The 16728-nt window shown below is 38.1% G+C and carries 21 protein-coding genes and 2 pseudogenes; 17 read left to right on the top strand and 6 right to left on the bottom strand.

Annotated elements, in window-relative coordinates:
• The first annotated feature begins 850 nt into the window (after window positions 1–850).
• Window positions 851–1702 carry a septal ring lytic transglycosylase RlpA family protein gene (locus tag H6F42_RS03915; RefSeq protein ID WP_190398058.1) on the top strand — a complete coding sequence of 284 codons (852 nt, stop codon included), beginning with the start codon at window positions 851–853 and terminating at the stop codon, window positions 1700–1702.
• A 54-nt stretch (window positions 1703–1756) separates the two neighbouring features.
• Here the strand turns inward: H6F42_RS03915 and H6F42_RS03910 are convergent, their stop codons facing one another.
• Window positions 1757–2647, bottom strand: coding sequence for a vWA domain-containing protein (locus H6F42_RS03910; protein ID WP_190398057.1), 891 nt, complete (start codon window positions 2645–2647; stop codon window positions 1757–1759).
• Window positions 2648–3048: 401 nt separating this feature from the next.
• Here H6F42_RS03910 and H6F42_RS03905 point away from each other — a divergent pair, with 401 nt between their 5' ends.
• The 8 genes and pseudogenes from H6F42_RS03905 (at window position 3049) to H6F42_RS03870 (ending at window position 8836) form a co-directional block, all read left to right on the top strand.
• Complete coding sequence (locus H6F42_RS03905; RefSeq protein ID WP_190398056.1) at window positions 3049–4560, top strand: adenylate/guanylate cyclase domain-containing protein; 1512 nt, start codon at window positions 3049–3051, stop codon at window positions 4558–4560.
• Between the two features lie 209 nt (window positions 4561–4769).
• Entirely contained in the window at window positions 4770–5153 is a 384-nt protein-coding gene (locus tag H6F42_RS03900; protein WP_190398055.1) for a response regulator, read from the top strand.
• Window positions 5154–6431, top strand: a complete 1278-nt coding sequence (locus H6F42_RS03895; protein ID WP_190398054.1) for a VWA domain-containing protein — start codon at window positions 5154–5156, stop codon at window positions 6429–6431. It begins immediately after the preceding gene.
• 121 nt (window positions 6432–6552) lie between these two features.
• Window positions 6553–7335 (top strand): FHA domain-containing protein, encoded by a 783-nt coding sequence (locus tag H6F42_RS03890; protein WP_190398053.1) that lies wholly within the window; start codon window positions 6553–6555, stop codon window positions 7333–7335.
• Window positions 7336–7390: 55 nt separating this feature from the next.
• Complete coding sequence (locus H6F42_RS03885) at window positions 7391–7609, top strand: type II toxin-antitoxin system ParD family antitoxin (RefSeq protein ID WP_347272284.1); 219 nt, start codon at window positions 7391–7393, stop codon at window positions 7607–7609.
• A gap of 151 nt (window positions 7610–7760) precedes the next feature.
• Window positions 7761–7983, top strand: a pseudogene (locus tag H6F42_RS03880) (hypothetical protein).
• Between the two features lie 168 nt (window positions 7984–8151).
• Window positions 8152–8430 carry a ribbon-helix-helix domain-containing protein gene (locus tag H6F42_RS03875; RefSeq protein ID WP_199288894.1) on the top strand — a complete coding sequence of 93 codons (279 nt, stop codon included), beginning with the start codon at window positions 8152–8154 and terminating at the stop codon, window positions 8428–8430.
• A complete protein-coding gene (locus H6F42_RS03870) occupies window positions 8417–8836 on the top strand; it encodes a PIN domain-containing protein (RefSeq protein ID WP_190398052.1) in 420 nt (139 codons plus the stop codon). Before H6F42_RS03875 ends, H6F42_RS03870 begins: the two co-directional genes overlap by 14 nt.
• A 40-nt stretch (window positions 8837–8876) precedes the next feature.
• Here H6F42_RS03870 and H6F42_RS03865 read toward each other — a convergent pair whose 3' ends face one another.
• Window positions 8877–9287: a putative toxin-antitoxin system toxin component, PIN family gene (locus H6F42_RS03865; RefSeq protein WP_199288893.1), complete on the bottom strand. Its 411-nt coding sequence runs from the start codon at window positions 9285–9287 to the stop codon at window positions 8877–8879.
• 4 nt (window positions 9288–9291) lie between these two features.
• The gene (locus H6F42_RS03860; protein ID WP_190398050.1) at window positions 9292–9543 is read right to left on the bottom strand and encodes a type II toxin-antitoxin system Phd/YefM family antitoxin; all 252 of its coding nucleotides are present in this window, start codon (window positions 9541–9543) and stop codon (window positions 9292–9294) included.
• Window positions 9544–9783: 240 nt separating this feature from the next.
• On the opposite strand from H6F42_RS03860, the gene tumA reads away from it, so the two are divergent.
• From tumA to H6F42_RS03845, 3 genes are all read left to right on the top strand, one after another.
• The gene (gene tumA, locus H6F42_RS03855) at window positions 9784–10014 is read left to right on the top strand and encodes an antitoxin TumA (protein WP_190398049.1); all 231 of its coding nucleotides are present in this window, start codon (window positions 9784–9786) and stop codon (window positions 10012–10014) included.
• Window positions 10004–10411 carry a toxin TumE gene (gene tumE, locus H6F42_RS03850; RefSeq protein ID WP_190398048.1) on the top strand — a complete coding sequence of 136 codons (408 nt, stop codon included), beginning with the start codon at window positions 10004–10006 and terminating at the stop codon, window positions 10409–10411. Before tumA ends, tumE begins: the two co-directional genes overlap by 11 nt.
• Window positions 10412–10513: 102 nt before the next feature.
• On the top strand, window positions 10514–11428 hold the full coding sequence (locus tag H6F42_RS03845) for a restriction endonuclease (protein WP_190398047.1): 915 nt from the start codon (window positions 10514–10516) through the stop codon (window positions 11426–11428).
• Here H6F42_RS03845 and H6F42_RS03840 read toward each other — a convergent pair.
• Together H6F42_RS03840 and H6F42_RS03835 are read right to left on the bottom strand one after the other, a co-directional pair.
• The gene (locus H6F42_RS03840) at window positions 11407–11946 is read right to left on the bottom strand and encodes an ASCH domain-containing protein (protein WP_190398046.1); all 540 of its coding nucleotides are present in this window, start codon (window positions 11944–11946) and stop codon (window positions 11407–11409) included. The two genes, H6F42_RS03845 and H6F42_RS03840, sit on opposite strands and share 22 nt — an antisense overlap.
• Window positions 11943–14042 carry a GNAT family N-acetyltransferase gene (locus tag H6F42_RS03835; protein ID WP_190398045.1) on the bottom strand — a complete coding sequence of 700 codons (2100 nt, stop codon included), beginning with the start codon at window positions 14040–14042 and terminating at the stop codon, window positions 11943–11945. Before H6F42_RS03835 ends, H6F42_RS03840 begins: the two co-directional genes overlap by 4 nt.
• 281 nt (window positions 14043–14323) lie before the next feature.
• Between H6F42_RS03835 and H6F42_RS03830 the strand changes: the two genes are divergently transcribed.
• The 5 genes from H6F42_RS03830 (at window position 14324) to H6F42_RS03810 (ending at window position 15980) form a co-directional block, all read left to right on the top strand.
• Complete coding sequence (locus H6F42_RS03830; RefSeq protein WP_190398044.1) at window positions 14324–14548, top strand: hypothetical protein; 225 nt, start codon at window positions 14324–14326, stop codon at window positions 14546–14548.
• Window positions 14536–14934: a type II toxin-antitoxin system VapC family toxin gene (locus tag H6F42_RS03825; RefSeq protein ID WP_190398043.1), complete on the top strand. Its 399-nt coding sequence runs from the start codon at window positions 14536–14538 to the stop codon at window positions 14932–14934. Before H6F42_RS03830 ends, H6F42_RS03825 begins: the two co-directional genes overlap by 13 nt.
• A 66-nt stretch (window positions 14935–15000) precedes the next feature.
• The gene (locus H6F42_RS03820; RefSeq protein WP_190398042.1) at window positions 15001–15141 is read left to right on the top strand and encodes a hypothetical protein; all 141 of its coding nucleotides are present in this window, start codon (window positions 15001–15003) and stop codon (window positions 15139–15141) included.
• A gap of 234 nt (window positions 15142–15375) precedes the next feature.
• A complete protein-coding gene (locus H6F42_RS03815; RefSeq protein ID WP_190398153.1) occupies window positions 15376–15594 on the top strand; it encodes a hypothetical protein in 219 nt (72 codons plus the stop codon).
• Window positions 15582–15980: a type II toxin-antitoxin system VapC family toxin gene (locus H6F42_RS03810; protein WP_190398041.1), complete on the top strand. Its 399-nt coding sequence runs from the start codon at window positions 15582–15584 to the stop codon at window positions 15978–15980. Before H6F42_RS03815 ends, H6F42_RS03810 begins: the two co-directional genes overlap by 13 nt.
• A gap of 70 nt (window positions 15981–16050) precedes the next feature.
• Here H6F42_RS03810 and H6F42_RS03805 read toward each other — a convergent pair.
• A pseudogene (locus H6F42_RS03805) lies at window positions 16051–16728 on the bottom strand (photosystem II q(b) protein); the annotation flags it as partial.

Genomic DNA, 16728 nt, shown 5'->3' with positions numbered 1-16728 from the left:
TAAAGCTTTTTAAATAAAAATAGCGGGCATTGCCAAGTTTTAGTTAGCAATCCACGCTATAGAGGAATTATCCGAGACATGTGAATAGGTTAGCTAGAAAAAAATTGCTAAACATCAGCAAAATTGCCTGACTTATTTTTCGCCATATTTTCACTATTGTCGCATTTTATAGCAATCCTGCTTTATAGCTGTAGTGACTTGCATTAAGACAAACCAAAACCCCAGAAACGAGTGGCAACGCCACTCGTTTCTGGGGTTTTGTGTCCTAACAAGACTGGTTATAGCTATATTTGTGAAATCAAATGATTTAAGGAAGTGCGCTCCAAAGTGGCGCACTTCCTTAAATCATTTGGGATTGCTCTAGATGTTTATATAAATGGTATAAATTGCAGCATTATACAAAATTTAATCTTTGCTTAACATTTGTCGATAATCGCGATTTGGCTAATCCAATTATCTCTATAGCTAAATACCTTAATCTATTTAAAGCCTTAATAGGTATAGATTTTAGAGGGCGATCGCTAACTTATTTACTCCAAAAAAAGAACATTCTTAATCAGGACAGCGAACAAATTTTAATTAAATTTTTCGGCAACCTCAAAAGAGATCAATTTTATATCTTTCTCAAGGATGATTTATGATCCCCACTAATATCGTAGGTTAAAAACTGCTTCACTCATTTAATCTAATTTTAACTTTATTAACAAACCTCAAAATCAAAAAAATCTCGTTCCTCTATCTTTATTTTGAATCTGGCTTTGAACTTTATTAAACTTTATCTCAATTATTTTTAGAAACTTGATCCGCTTAACCTCTTAACAAACATCGTTGTTGCTTAGCATCTAAAAATATGTCTACCCTTTCTACCGTATGGGCGATCTCATTGAGTTCGCTAATTTCTGGCGCGTCTTCCCCTACATTGATTTCCAGTATATCTAATTATCAAATTAACGCTAACTCTGGATCTAATCAACAAGAAAAAGTCGTTAATCTTAAAAATGATCATCACGAAACATCTATTTCATCAAAGCTAATTAAACCAAAATATGTAATCGAGTTTTCCGCGATCGCGGAAAACGAATGGCTAATTTTAGTTAACAAACAACCAACTTTTAAAGTTAAAGATTTACCCAGTGCGGCGATCGCTACAGCTAAACTAGTTGCCATCATGAATACACCTAACTTTGATCCCAAAGGTTTAGTTCCAGTGGCTATTAAGGGTGAATACATTGGTAAATATCAGGATGTCACTCTATTTAAAATTTCTAAACCTGAAGTAGTTAATCCATCCTTGAACTTGACCCAATGGATTAACAACCTCAGAGTTGCTGCGGGCGCAGAGCCTCTAACCCTAACGGAAGCCCAAAAGCAAATGTATAAATTAGCTCTTACCGATGAACAAATTGATGGTATTGCGTCTTGGTATGGGCCCTACTTTCAAGGTCGGCAAACAGCGTCAGGTGAGCAGTTTGAGCAGCAGGACTTCACGGCAGCTCATCCCAGTCTGCCCTTTGATACCTATCTCAAGGTGACTAATCAAAGCAATGGTAAATCCGTAGTAGTAAGAATTAACGATCGCGGGCCCTATGTGGGCGAACGCAATCTTGATTTATCCTACGCGGCAGCGATCGCTTTAAATAGTGATGAAATCGGAGTTGTTCCCATTACCGCGACAGTGTTAGTTCCATTCAGCACAAATTAAAATCAAAAAGTGGCGAGGTTGTTGAAACAACCTCGCCACTTTTTGATTATGCGCCTAGCGTAAATTTTCGGTGCGAGTGCCAATATCAAGAAATTGAATCAATTTGACGGGATCAGCATTAAACATAAAAGCTCTAGCATCAGGAGCAATCTTATACCCTTCCTTTTCCGCCGCCTTTTGAGCCGCATAGGGTAGAGGACTGGACAACTCAAACATGAGTCGCGCATAGGGATCACTCAACACATCGGGCGTATTAGGAAAAGATACAGGCTGAGTATGCTCGGCGGATAGATGAATGTTATACAGGAGAACAGAACCATCGGAAGTACTCAATTTTTTTAAATTAATTGCTTCTTCTGTCGGATCTCCATCCGTAGACTCACCATCAGTAATATTGATAATAGTTGGAGGATAACTATTAGGATGCTTTTCAATCCATTCCTCCAATAGAATTCTTGCTAGCGCAAATACGCTACACATTGCGGTTCCACCACTAGCAACAGGCTTAAACCAGATCGGGAAGTCATTATAAACTTCGACTAGCCCACCCATTCCATCGGGCAGTTTTTGAGCGCGTTTCTCTAATTCAGTAGGATTTTCATAGATCTTGCCAATTGGGGCGATCGCGTGTTCTCCAGCAATCCCATTGAGTGCGGAAGACACCTCACTGTTATAACCAATTACGCCAACATCAAAGTAATCGTAAATTTCATTGCCTTTAACGCATCTTTGACCGAGTGAATCCAGCAGGCGATTTACAGCATCGGCAACAGCCTGTGCTTTTTGGATAGCTTCATTGGTTTTATGTAGACTTTCATTCGCCCCTTTTGACGTTCCTTTACTAGCACTGTCAATAGAAAATGCATCTGCCATAGATCCAGATTGATCGATGAGAAAGAGAAAGCAACTGGGCTGACGACGACTGATCTCTGCTGAGTAAGGCATATTAAACTTACCCGATTCCTTATGTAGTATGTCTCACGAGTTACTCTCAGTCTAGCAAAGGTAAGCTCAATAACAAGATTAGCAATTAAAATTCAGCTATTTAACTTAAGCAACTACTCATTTTCCCGTAATTAAGTAGCTAAAACTAAAAATAAGTAACTAAGCATAATTAATTAGAAACCAAAACCTGTAAAGTTTCGCCCCTAAGGGGCGAAACTTTACAGGTTTTGGTAATTTATTTTGTACAAGCACTTAGCTGCGCCATTTTGAGTTTTTAATTGACAAAAATGCTATAAGCATTATGGCGTTTGATTCTGTTGAGTTAGTAATTATGATAGTAAGATGATCGCCATGTAATCTGAGCTAACCATCCCCCCTTACATCTATAAAATTTTTAATCTATGCCACCTGTCAACCTGAAAAAGATAATTCTCAAGGGTGAAGTTTTATCTCTATTGCGAGGATTAGTTACCCCCACCAGTTCTCCAATAATGATTCAGGATCATTCAGGCAAGACTTTAGTAGATGATCTTGGAGCAAAATCTATCGATCGCAGTTCAAGCGAAAATTTTAAGAGCTATTCATCGCAAGGCGATCAAAATGAGCAAAGCAATGAGCAAGACAATGTAAATCAACAATTGCTAAAAGCGCCGATTTTGCTAGGTGAAGAAATTTTAGGATGGGTGACAGGAATAGAACAGGTTGAGCAAGTCGCTAATTTTTTAAGCTATTTAGCGGATCGAGAATTTGAAAGAAAAACTTTGGCGGCTGATGCGTTGGATAAATATCGAGAAATTAGCCTTCTCTATACAATTTCTGGCAAAATGTCGAACTGCTTAGATGTCAAAGAGATTTCTACCCTTGTAATTGAAGAAGCGAGTAGACTCATTAAATCTACGAGTGCTTCGGTAATGCTTAATAATGAATTGAGCAATTGCTTGGAGATCATCTCTGCTAAGGGGACAGCAGAAAAAATTCAGGATTTAAAATTCTCATCCAATCAGGGTATCGCAGGGCATGTATTTAACACTGGGAAGCCAGAATTGGTGAATGATGTCACTCAAGACCCACGCTATATATTCAACGAGAATGATTGTTATGCCTTAATCTGCGTCCCAATTCTCACTAAAAACAAAACTTTAGGCGTAGTAAATATTAGCAATTCAGAACAGATTAACTATACTTCTCAAGACCTTAAACTGTTTACAGCATTGGTTACCCAAGCATCGGGAGCTATTGAGAATGCGATTCTCCACGAAAGCAAACTGCGCGAAGAGAGAATTAAGAATAATTTAGAACGATATTTATCGCCACAGGTAGCTGAGGCTGTCATCAGCGCCAAAGGTGAAGTGTCCCTTACGACGAGTAAGCGCCAAATTGCGATGCTATTTTCGGATATTCGCAATTTCACAACTAAGTGTGAAGAGTTAGAACCAGAGCGGCTGGTTTCTTATTTAAATGAATATTTCACCCAAATGGTAGAGGTGATTTTTAATCACCAAGGAACTGTTAATAAATTTGTTGGCGATATGATTGTGGCAATGTTTGGTGCGCCTTCGGCGATCGCTAATCGTGAGTACTGTGCGATCGCGGCGGCGATCAATATGCAAAAGCGACTCAAAGAGATGCCTGTAGAGTGGATTCGCGGCAACTTCATTACAGGAATTGGCATTAGTTCAGGCGATGTGATCGTTGGAAATGTTGGTTCGCCTCAACATATGGACTATACGGCGATCGGAGACGAGATGAATATTGCATCACGTTTGCAAGGCTTAGCCCAAGGCGGACAAATTTTGGTAACAAGAAGCGTATATGAAGCGACGCAGGACAGTTTTCAGTTCAAAGAATTTGGAACTTTGCCAGTAAAGGGCAAGAAAAAGTTAGTTGAAATCTTTGAAGTGATTTATGAGTAAGTTTCAGGGCTATTTAAAGCCTAGTAATAGCGGCGCTTCACGCTGCCATTACTAGGCTTTGAAAGTACAAAATGTATAAAATAAAAACAAACTGTGTAATGCCCAAAAATGGCAGTGCCATTTTTAGGCATTACAGGGTTTTATTACTTTTTTGAGCGCAAAGCTCTGTAAGTGATACATTAGTTTTGAGAAACCTCATAGTCTTTAAGATGTCCAAAAAGCTATTAATTGTTGATGATGAGCCTCACATCCGTTTGCTATTAGAGCAAACATTAGAAGAGTTAGAAGATCATGACGTAGAGTTACTAACAGCAACTAATGGAGAAGAAGCGTTAGAAGCTATTCTGCGTGAAAAACCTAACTTAGTATTCTTAGACGTAATGATGCCCAAAATGAACGGGTATGATGTCTGCAAAAAGGTCAAGACTGAACTTGGCATGACTGATGTATACATCATCATGCTCACAGCTAAGGGACAAGAATTTGACCGCAGTCGGGGTAAGGATGTTGGGGCTGATATTTATATGACAAAGCCCTTTGATCCCGATGAAATCCTCGAAAAGTCCTGCGAAATACTTGGAATAGAAGCTTAAATGAGCGTAAATCTGACCTGTAAGCTAAGCGATCGCCACCTTGATGGCAATCAAAGCAGTAGTCAGCGGCAACTAGCGATCGCCGTATCGGCTAATGCTAGTGCTAACAATAGCAATAATGCCCCTCTCAACCTATGTCTAGTGCTAGACCATAGCGGATCTATGGGAGGGCAACCCCTTGATAATGTCAAAAGAGCGGCTCGCGATCTTGTGGATCAAATGTATCCCCAAGATCGGATTAGCGTGATTGGCTTTGATCACAAAGCGAAGGTCGTTGTAGAAAATCAACCTATAGATCGCCTTGAATCAATCAAAGAAAAAATACAATCTCTCAGGGCTTCGGGGGGAACTTGTATTGACGATGGCATCAAGCTGGGCTTACAGGAAACCAGTAAAGGCAAAGATGGCACTGTTAGCCAAATCTTTGTGCTAACTGATGGCGAAAATGAGCATGGAGATAATGAGCGTTGTATTCAGTTTTCGCGTCTAGCTACTGAATACAACATGACTTTGCATAGTCTTGGTTTTGGCGATAACTGGAATCAAGATGTGTTAGAGCGCATCGCTGATGCGGGTGGCGGTTCTATGGCTTATATCCCATCTCCTAATGCGGCAAGTGAAGAATTTCAAAAGCTATTAAAGCGGGTTCAAGCGATCGGGTTAACCAATGCCCATTTGATATTACAGTTAGCGCCCCATGTCAGGCTCGCCGAATTAAAGCCGATCGCCCAAGTTGCGCCCGATACGATTGAGCTACCTTATCAAATTGAAGGGGATGCAATTATCGTCAGATTGGGAGATCTGATGACTGATGTAGAGAGAGTCATATTATGCAATCTCTACATCAACCCCACTAATTATCTAACTCATTATCCAGATAGCTTAGAGATACCACTTTTAACGGCTCAAGTTCGCTATGACATTCCATCCCAAGCGCAAATAAATACACTTTCCTCACTAGTGGAAATTTCGGCTGATTTTATTCAAGACTATCAGCCTAATCCTGATCCGCAGGTACAAAATTATTTACTAGCTCTAGCTAAATATCGTCAAACCCAGCTTGCTGAACAAAAACTCCAACAAGGCGATCGCGCAGGTGCGGCGACAATGTTGCAGTCAGCAGCAAACACGGCTCTGCAAATGGGAGATCTCAATGCTTCAACTATTTTGCAAAATAATGCGACCCGCTTACAAACTGGCACAACACTAAGCGAAGCTGAGCGCAAACAAACCCGAATTGCCTCCAAAACTATATTGCAATCGTCCATAGATCCATAGTTTTTTATATTGTTGGCAATCTATACTAAGTAGGTCGGCATAATTAAATATAAAACCCCAAGAAGCTGATTCGCCCGCTTCGTGGACGAATCAGCTTCTTGGGGTTTTGGTTTTTATTAATATGATCACCTGTCCTAATTGCGCGCATCTCAATCCTGACGGAGCCGTAAACTGTGAGGCTTGCTTTACACAGCTACCTGTTATTAAAAGCATCCTATGTCCTATTTGCAATTCGACGGTTTTATCAGATGCCAAATTTTGCGGACACTGTGGAGCAAATCTCAGCACAGAAAATCTCATAAATTCTAGTCAAGTATCAATTCCTGAAACTACTGAGTCCTCGACCGAAGTTTTTCCTGTATTACCAATTTCAAGCGCTATGTCAAATCCAATCCCTGATGAGACGACCGAAGGAAAAGATGTTGCTAATGTAATATCAGAAATTCCTAATCTACCTCAAGTAGATGACATAGAAAAAATAATCGCTGTAGAGCCAAATATTTCTCCAGCTATTGAGACTGCGCCTGTAGCCTTAGGCTCTCTGACGAATAATGCGAAAACACAGCTACAACAGTTTGTCGCCTCTTTGCTTCACGTTCAGACAAATCTCATAATTGAAATTCCTGCAAGCTTACCAGTAGTTCATATTGGCAAGCCAAATACAATTATCCCTCCTGATATTGATGTGTCTGGATTTCCTGATTCAGATATAGTTTCGCGAATCCATGCCGATATCCGCCTTGATGGAGGTAATTTCTATTTCGAGGATACGGGTAGTTCTAATGGGACATATATCAACAATTTGCCTTTACCTGCTGGCAATAGACATAAGCTAAGAGCAGGCGATCGCATTTCTTTAGGAAAAGGCGACAAGGTAAGTTTTATATTCCAGCTTAATGCTTAGTCTATGTCTGAGCCAGATAGTACGCCGCCCATTGCTGATAATTATATGATTTAGGATACAAATCATAAGTATTGCCTTAAAAATTGAGCAAGAACAGTTTATTCAAAAAAAGCTGAAAAGCGGTAAGTATGGATCTGCTGATGAGGTGATTTTTGAGGCATTTCGTTTGCTTGAGGAAAGAGATAAGCATTACGAGCAATGGCTGCAAGATACTAGTCAAAAGGTAACTGAAGGTTTAGCTCAACTAGATCGGGGTGAAGGGCTGGATAGTTAAACTATCGTTTCTTATTATAAAAATCTACAAGATCAGAAACAAGATCCAGCTTTTTTATTAAAGCAAAGTGGTTTTATTGGTTGTGCAGATGGAGATCCGAATCTATCTACTAACTATAAAAAAACTTTAAAAACAATTTTAAACAAGAAGCATGATCAGCGTTGATACTGGATTTTGGCTGGCTTTAGGCAATCGAAGTGATAAGTATCATACTGATGCAAAAGTACGGTGATCTACCGATGGATATGGCTGATGCTTCGATAATTGTTTTAGCTGAGCATTTAGGGCATGGGCGCATTCTCTCCACTGATATTCGTGATTTCAATATTTATCGATGGAATAATCAATATCCTTTTGAAAATCTTCTTTTGTAAAACAAGCGATCGCGCTTATTACACTTCTTGAAAGTAATGGTAAAGATTAGCGATCGCCAAATTATAGCTACAGTTATTTGTCCTAGTACACTGGCAATCACTAAATTAGAAGCAACTATTCGATAGCTATGACTTTAAATTTTTCGAGGTATACTGTCATACAGAGTTATGACAGGCAAGAATATGAGAGTTAATGCAAGGCTCGATCGTGATCGCGTTACTAAATTTAACTACATTCGTCAGCGTACCAATCAAGGCGCATCTGAAATTATGAAAGTGGCGATCGATCTTTACTATGAAAAATTACATCAAGAATCCCCTGTAAAACCTTTGCAACTTCTAATGGAGTCAGGGCTGATTGGTTGTGCTGAGGGTGATTCTGATTTGTCGGTCAATTACAAGCAATATCTCACTGAAAGTCTTAACGAAAAATATGGTCATCGTTGATTCTGGCTTTTGGATCGCATTAATTAATCGCCGTGATGATTATCATGTTCTCGCTCAAGAGGTTTTAGATACGATTGATGAGCCTCTGATTACAACATGGTGTGTAATTACAGAAGCTTGCCATATTCTCTTGAAACGTACAGGTACAAATGCTCAACAGACGTTTATGCATAGCTTAGAAATAGGAGCTTTTGAAGTTTTCGATCTCAAAGTTCAAGATGGGAAAAGAATCGGTGAATTGATGAATCAATATAGTTCTCTACCAATGGATTTGGCGGATGCTTCATTGATTATTCTGGCGGAACATTTAGGACATGGGCGAATTCTATCGGTTGATTTTCGAGATTTTAATACCTATCGCTGGAAAAATCGTCATCCTTTTGAGAATTTGATGTCCAAAAAATAGCGATCGCCACATAAGAGCGATCGCGCAATAGCTTCTAAATTTAAATCTTTGTGATCTCATCCCAAAAAGTGCGTGGATTGATAACTGAAGTATTTTGAATTGGGTTCAGTACAAGCAAGTCACTGTCTCCAGTAATCAGATAAGAAGCTTCACCATTTAGCGCTAAGTCGATAAATTTGTCATCTTTCGGATCTCGACATAATTGAACTTGATTTAAAATTTCGACACACAACCATACCGTTTTGATGCGGATAGATAATCCATCAATATCGTCACGATCAATGTACTTAGAAAATTTTGAGCGTCCTAAAACAGATAAAACTTCGGTGAGAGTAGCAGTAGAGTATAAAATAATGCCATTGTCTTCTCCCCAATTTAGGATTTTGGCTGAAATAGACGCTGGGGATAAAATGGCGCTGACTAAGACATTTGTATCGAGAACTAAACGCATAGAGCTATTGATCATCACTCAACAGTTCATTTAACTTTTCTTCTGTTAAGCCACGTTTTTGAGCTTTCTTGCCAATGCTAGCTCTGAATTGTTGAAATTCTTGAATATTAATACGAGTAATGCGTTGATAGTCTTCAATAGACATAATCACAGCGACATCACGATTCTGTTTGCGGATCATCACAGGTTCACGCTGGGCTTTGTCGATGATTGCACCAAAGGATTGTTTGGCTTCGGTTGCTGAAACAATTTGCATAGCTTTAGCTCTTTTTCTTATATTATAGACAAAATAGACAATTTGTCTATAATAATTTGTTCATAATTACAATGGCGATCGCGATATCAGACAATTGTTTAACTACATCTGCTTTTAAAGCTTTGTGTCATAGTTTTTAAAGAACCCACTATAATCCTAATAAGATTCGAGGAAGTTGTCATGATTGTTGAAACTAGCAACAAATGTAGAAAATTCTCAAACATCTGAGTAATAAATGTCATGCGTAAACAGATTATTGAATATACATCTCCTCTAGATGCTTTAGTCGCTTTGGCTAAGCAATTACACAGTTATGAGATTAAATATCAAACTGATTCGGCTGACTTTTTTGTGCAGTATCAGCAAGGTAAAACGAGTGATGATGAAGATGTTTTTGATTGGGCGAGTAATTACCGTCATTATCTGGCTTTACGTCAAGAATTAGAGAGTAAGTTAAGAAATGTCGCGTAATAGTTTTAGGGATTATTTTGATCAAGTAGATCAACTATTGGAAGTTTACCCTAATGTCTATGTAGAGAATTACAATGCCACAATTCTATCGAGTGAACGGGCTAATCTCAAATTACGATCGCGTTTTTATTTCAAATATTTGTTTTCTATCAGTGAGGCTTTGATTGTTGTAGATGATCAAATCATGGTGATTGATTATCGCTATCATTTCCAAGATGGACAGAACAATCTAATTTTTCGCTATGATAATACCCCCCATTTCCCTAATTTATCGAGTTTCCCTCACCACAAGCATTTGGAAGATTTCGTAGTTTCTTCTGATCAACCAAGTATTACGATGGTCATTCAAGATGCGATCGCTTTTCTTAAGGAAGTTGGAAGTAGTGGTAAAGATTAGCGATCGCAATATCAGACGATTGTTTAACTACATCTGCTTTTAAAGATTTATTAGGCTACAAGATAAAGGTATAATTTCGGTAACTGCTCTTATTGCTCGTAAATGGCTGTACCTACATATCAAGATTTTCTTTTGCCATTGCTACAGATTGCTGGTGATGAACAAGAACATTTACTTAGTCAAACAATTGAGTTCTTGGCAAATCAGTTTAACTTAAATGAAGAAGATCGAAAGGAACTTTTACCTAGTGGTAGACAAACAAAACTAGCAAATAGAATTGGTTGGGCTGTTACATATTTAAAAAAAGCAAAATTACTAGAAAGTGGAAAGAGGGGAACATTCTACATTTCTCCACGAGGTAAAGAAGTGTTAGAGTCTCAGCCTAATTCAATTGATCGAGGCTTTCTGGAAAGGTTTACAGAATTCCAAGAATTTCAAAATATTAGGTCAAGTGATGATATAAAGCTTGATAATTCAATAATAGAAGATATAGATCAAACACCTGAAGAGAATTTCGAGATTAGTTATCAAAAACTGACAAAGGAATTAGGTGAAAAATTACTTGAACAAATCAAGAATTGTTCTCCAAAATTCTTTGAAAAACTTGTAGTTGATTTATTACTTTCTATGGGTTACGGAGGTTCCAGAAAAGATGCTGGTGAAGCAGTTGGGAAAAGTGGCGATGGCGGAATTGATGGAATTATTAAAGAAGATAATTTAGGACTAGACTTAATTTATATTCAAGCGAAAAGATGGGAAGCTTCTGTAGGTAGACCAGCAGTACAAGCTTTTGCTGGTAGTTTAGAGGGCATGAAAGCTAGAAAAGGTGTAATGATTACTACATCTCAATTTACAAAAGAAGCACGGGAGTATGTAAAAATTATCGAAAAAAGAATAATTCTTATTGATGGAAATAAACTAACTCAATTAATGATTGACTTTGGCGTAGGTGTAAGTGAAATTCAAACTTATAAACTTCAAAAAGTCGATTCTGATTACTTTGATGAAGACATTTGATATATATTAAGTTCAACTTGTTTAGATCTAGGTTGGAGTCTCATAGAGATATTTGTCAGGTCATGTTCTGCCATAATTCCAATTGAATCTACTTCTTCTATAGTCAAATATCTATAGCTTTGTGGAGGATGGAATCCATCCCATTCTTGTTTTAGTCTGGAAAGCTTTATTGGCTGATTAAATTTCTGGACATTTTGAATTAAAATTGCGTAGCCAGTTGAAACGCCATCAAAATACTCAAGAAATTCACCTTTTTTAAGTCCCGATTTTTTATTGACAAGCTTCCACAGATTATCTGGACTATTTTGTACAACTTCTTCTACTTCACAAGACCCTAATAATACTTTATCGGGTGAAGAAACATAGATAAGAAGAAAGTCACCACGATCAACTCTGGGACGAATTCTCCGTAGTTCTACTTTTTTTGTTTCATTAAATATTAACTCAGCGTATCTTGGCTGAAGCGACAAAAGTAAAACATATCCATCACTAGAAACTTTTATTGATTTGCTATTCATATTGCGTTACCAAGAGAGTAAATTTTAAAAAATGCTTCATTTGCAACTAGTCTTGGCGACTGTATTTGTGCTTTACTTTCTAGGATTTCATGTATTTTATCAAGAGAAACAGGATTTTTAAATATCTCTGTGTTACTAAACTTAACAGCCATAATTTCATTTTTAGCATTTTTGGGAATTAATTTTATGTCTTCTAACTTGAAAATACCTAAACGTTGAAATTTCAGGTAAAGTTGCTTAGAGTTTCCAATAGCTACTTCATCTAGTGTAGAGCAAGCACAAATAGTTGAATTTTTGCTTTTGTAGGCTCCATCTCTATCAATAGATACATACCATAAAATACGTGCAGGATATCCAAAATTAACAGGCGTTGACTGTGTACTTCTGTAATATACTGATTCCCAATTCAGCGCTAGTTCAGATCTTGATACACCAAATAAACTCTCTCTAGCTAGTTCTTCATCAAATAGCTCTTTTGCCCAGTGTGGTTTGATGGGAATTACGAAACTTAGAATATTAGCATCAATAATTTTAGTTGGATATAATAGCTTTTCCAAATCAAACGTAAAATCAGGACTCGTCTCTTCCTCTAATGTAAGACTATCAGTAATAATTCTACAAAGATTTTTATATTCATCTGTAAGATTTGAACTGATATTGATTAAATGTTCTGATATTTCAATTTTTGATTTAGTAATTTTGGAGTTGATTTTGATCCATGTTCCATCTATGCCAGAGAAACCTGCGTCTTGAATAACCCTAACCATAAAGTCGTCAATTTGACTCTCAGTTATCCTAGTAAAATTTTTCCCCTCTAAAACTGCTAAATTAATTGTGCGCCATACAATATGCCTAGCAAGCGTTTCTGATAATGATTTGTAGTTAATTCTGAGTATTGGAACAGTTAGTTCATATTCATTTGCTCTACAATATACTATTAAAGCGACAGGAATATTACTATCCCAAACAGCAATACATTCATACTTGTTATTCTCAACAAGTAATTGAGAGAACTTAGTGTTGAAGTCAACTTCTCCGTCTAGAGTAAAAGATTCTATAAGAATTTGCTTTTCTTCGGCGGCAACTCTTTTTTTCGATAGTTGAGTCCCTGCTAACTTCTCAGGTTGATATTCTGATTCTCTTCTAAGCTCATCTAATTTAACCACTAAATCAGTAGGGCTAACAATTAGAATACCTTGCTCTGCTCGGACTTGACTTGAAAATGATAGAAGATTTGCATCTGTAGTTACAATAAATGTGGATTTTCCAGAAGCTATTGTTCGAGCAATCTGGCGAATATTAATATCTGCAATTGTAAGATCTTTATTGTTTAATAGTAGACCTTTCAATGATTGATAAACGTTATCAAATTGCTCGGATATACAAGTTATTTTAAAGAAACTATCTGCAAATAATCGCATCTTACTTCTTTCTTCTATTGAGGGCAGCTTATTAATTTCGTTGTATATTTCATCTGTAGTACATAATTCTAATTCATCTTGAATCCAATCTGCCAATAAATAACCTGATTCTCCATCAACTAGGGCTTTTCGTAAGCTCATTCGATAAAAGTCAAAAAACACACAAGAGTCAAGAACTACAAAAGTTTTTGTACTTACAATAGTTGAAAAGAGGTCTGGATGTCCGTGATTGTAAACCCAAGTTGTTACAAGTTTTCCCAACTTATTATTTCCAGATTTCTCATGCATGGGGATAAACCCAAACTTTTCCCACATGCCATCAATACCGTAATCTTGACGACAATTAAGATGGATATCAATAAATTCTCTTGTTATGCTTTTTAAATAATTTATGAGTTTTCTCGCTATGCCTTTACGTTCTGACTCTTTTTTTAGACATAGATGATATATCTTAATCTGTCTCTCCTTTTTCTTAACTGTATATAGAAGATATCCAAGAAAAGTACCATTTTCATCTAAAGCCACTAACACATTTCCTTTCCATATGTATTGCTCGAAAGCTCCTTCAGGAAATAGAGATAGAGTATTTGAGTTAGCCTTTCCCAAAGCTTTTACTTGATCGGTATATTCGGAATTTCCCTGAATAGCCTTGATTAAAACATTTTTATCTTTCATTAATTTATTATGTATTTTATGCTTTTAATTTAGGTTTTACAGCCTATTTAAGTCATTTTAGCTTAGCATCATGACTTATTATCGTACATTTATCAAAACGCCTTATACATAAGTATTTCAATCATGTGTCGTACGATAAACAAAAGCCTTAGCTATACTTAAATCTTTCGTGGTCTAGAAGAATTTGAGGAGAGGAAGCAACAGGAAGAAGGCGATCGCCTATGTTCTTTAATATCTAGCAAAAAACAAGAATTTGAAATACTTTAAGGAGATAAACAACTATGCTTAAAAGCTATGAAGTTGCCATTGAAGGCGATCGCATTACATGGCTAGGCGAAAAGCCAAACTTCCAGACAACTCGCGCCATTATTGTAATTGCCGAAGAAAATAAAGTTATCCCAACTAAAAGGCGCTTTCCATCAAAAGCGATCGCAGGTAAAGGCAGAACATTAGGTGATATCGTCAGCCCCATCGTTGATGAAGAGGATTGGGAATGCCTGAAATAATTGTGCTAGATACGCATATCTGGTTTTGGCTGATGACACAAGACTTGCAGAAAATTCCTGATTCTTGGCAAAAAGCGATCGAAACTGCACCTCAAGTTGGCGTGTCTGCAATATCTTGTTATGAAATTGCTCTGGCATCTCAAAAAGGCAGACTAGAATTGCCATGTCCAATATCAGAATGGCTTAAAGAAGCTCTACTTCCGTCAGGGATTGAACTATTGCCAATGACCCCAGAAATTACAGTCAGAGCCGCAAACCTAACTTCCATCCACAAAGATCCCTTTGATCGCCTCATCATCGCCACTGCATTAGAATATGGCGCAAAACTTGCCAGTGTTGACAGCTTGTTTTCTAAATATCCTGAACTTGAGAATCATCTCATGTAGATTCATTTTACATAAAAATTCTTGATTACATATAATTTACTCAACCCCAATAATTAGGAGTTACCAATGCAAACAATTAGCGAACAATACATTGTTGATGCCCAAGGTCAACGTTTGAGCGTAGTTGTAGAATTTGACCATTATCAAGAACTGCTTGCACGTCTAGAAGAACTAGAAGAAATTTATGCCTTTGACCTAGCCGAATAATCACAGGACGAAGCTATCCCATTTGATCAAGCGATCGGTTAGAACTTGAGGAGAGGAAACAACAGGAAAAGTGCGATCGCCTACGTTCTTTAATCTCTAGCAAAAAATAAGAATTTGAAAAATCTCTCAAATCCTCATAAGAATATGATCAAACAAATTACCCTAGAAGTCGAATCCCCCCTCGCTGACGCATACCAAAATGCAACCCCAGAACATCGTCAAGCATTACAGGCGATCGTCAGTCTATATCTGAAATCTATTTCTATTCCACAGCACACAGTCTCTGAAGAAACTAGTGCAAAATCAGAGCAAAAAGAAGTTAACCCCGAGCAAGCAATCTCTAACAAAAAGCCAAAGCGCACAACACCAACTCATCTAGCTGGAAAAATCAAAATTCTAGGTGATATTGTTAGCCCAATCGTAGATGAAGAGGACTGGGAATGTCTGAAATGATAATTCTCGATACCCACATCTGGATTTGGTATGTCAACGAAAACTTCGATCAAATTCCTACACAATGGCTAGAGCAAATTCGGCAAGCAGATATAGTTGCTGTCTCAGCAATATCTTGCTACGAAGTCGCTCTAGCCTATAACAAAGGCAGATTAACAATCCATATTCCCTTTCAAGATTGGTTTACTGATTCACTACTCCCCGCAGGAATCGAGCTATTGCCACTGACCCCAGAGATTGCAGTCAGAGCCGTAAACCTACCGCCCATTCACAAAGATCCTTTTGATCGCTTAATCATTGCTACCACATTAGAATATGAAGCAACACTTGCAAGTGTTGACAACTTATTTCCTAAATATCCTGAGCTAAAAAATTATCTGATGTAAATTCAGCACAAATAAAAAAGCCCCTCCTTGCGGAGGGGCTTTTTTATTTCGAGATGACTAGATTAGTCGATTAACCGTTGATAGCAGGAGCGCTCATCGCTACAGGAGCTACATCAACTGCTGCCAAATCGAGTGGGAAGTTGTGAGCGTTGCGCTCGTGCATTACTTCCATGCCCAAGTTTGCGCGGTTGATTACGTCTGCCCAGCTAGGTACTACTCGTCCTTGGCTGTCAGAAATCGATTGGTTGAAGTTGAATCCGTTCAGGTTGAATGCCATTGTGCTTACGCCCAATGCGGTGAACCAAATTCCAACTACTGGCCATAGTGCCAAGAAGAAGTGCAAGCTGCGGCTGTTGTTGAAGCTGGCGTATTGGAAAATCAAGCGTCCGAAGTAGCCGTGTGCTGCAACGATGTTGTAGGTTTCTTCTTCTTGTCCGAATTTGTAGCCTGCGTTTTGGCTTTCGTTTTCGGTGGTCTCACGAATCAAGCTGGAGGTTACCAATGAACCGTGCATTGCGCTGAACAAGGAACCGCCGAATACTCCTGCTACTCCCAACATGTGGAAGGGGTGCATCAGGATGTTGTGCTCGGCTTGGAATACGATCATGAAGTTGAATGTTCCGCTGATTCCGAGGGGCATTCCGTCAGAGAAGCTTCCTTGTCCGATTGGGTAGATCAAGAATACTGCGGTTGCTGCTGCTACTGGTGCGGAGTAGGCAACTGCGATCCAAGGACGCATTCCGAGGCG

Origin of the sequence: Pseudanabaena sp. FACHB-1998, assembly GCF_014696355.1 — a bacterium.
Taxonomy (GTDB): domain Bacteria; phylum Cyanobacteriota; class Cyanobacteriia; order Pseudanabaenales; family Pseudanabaenaceae; genus Pseudanabaena.
The sequence above is the reverse complement of the archived record's forward strand: the minus strand, read 5'-3'. Positions and strand labels throughout refer to the sequence as shown.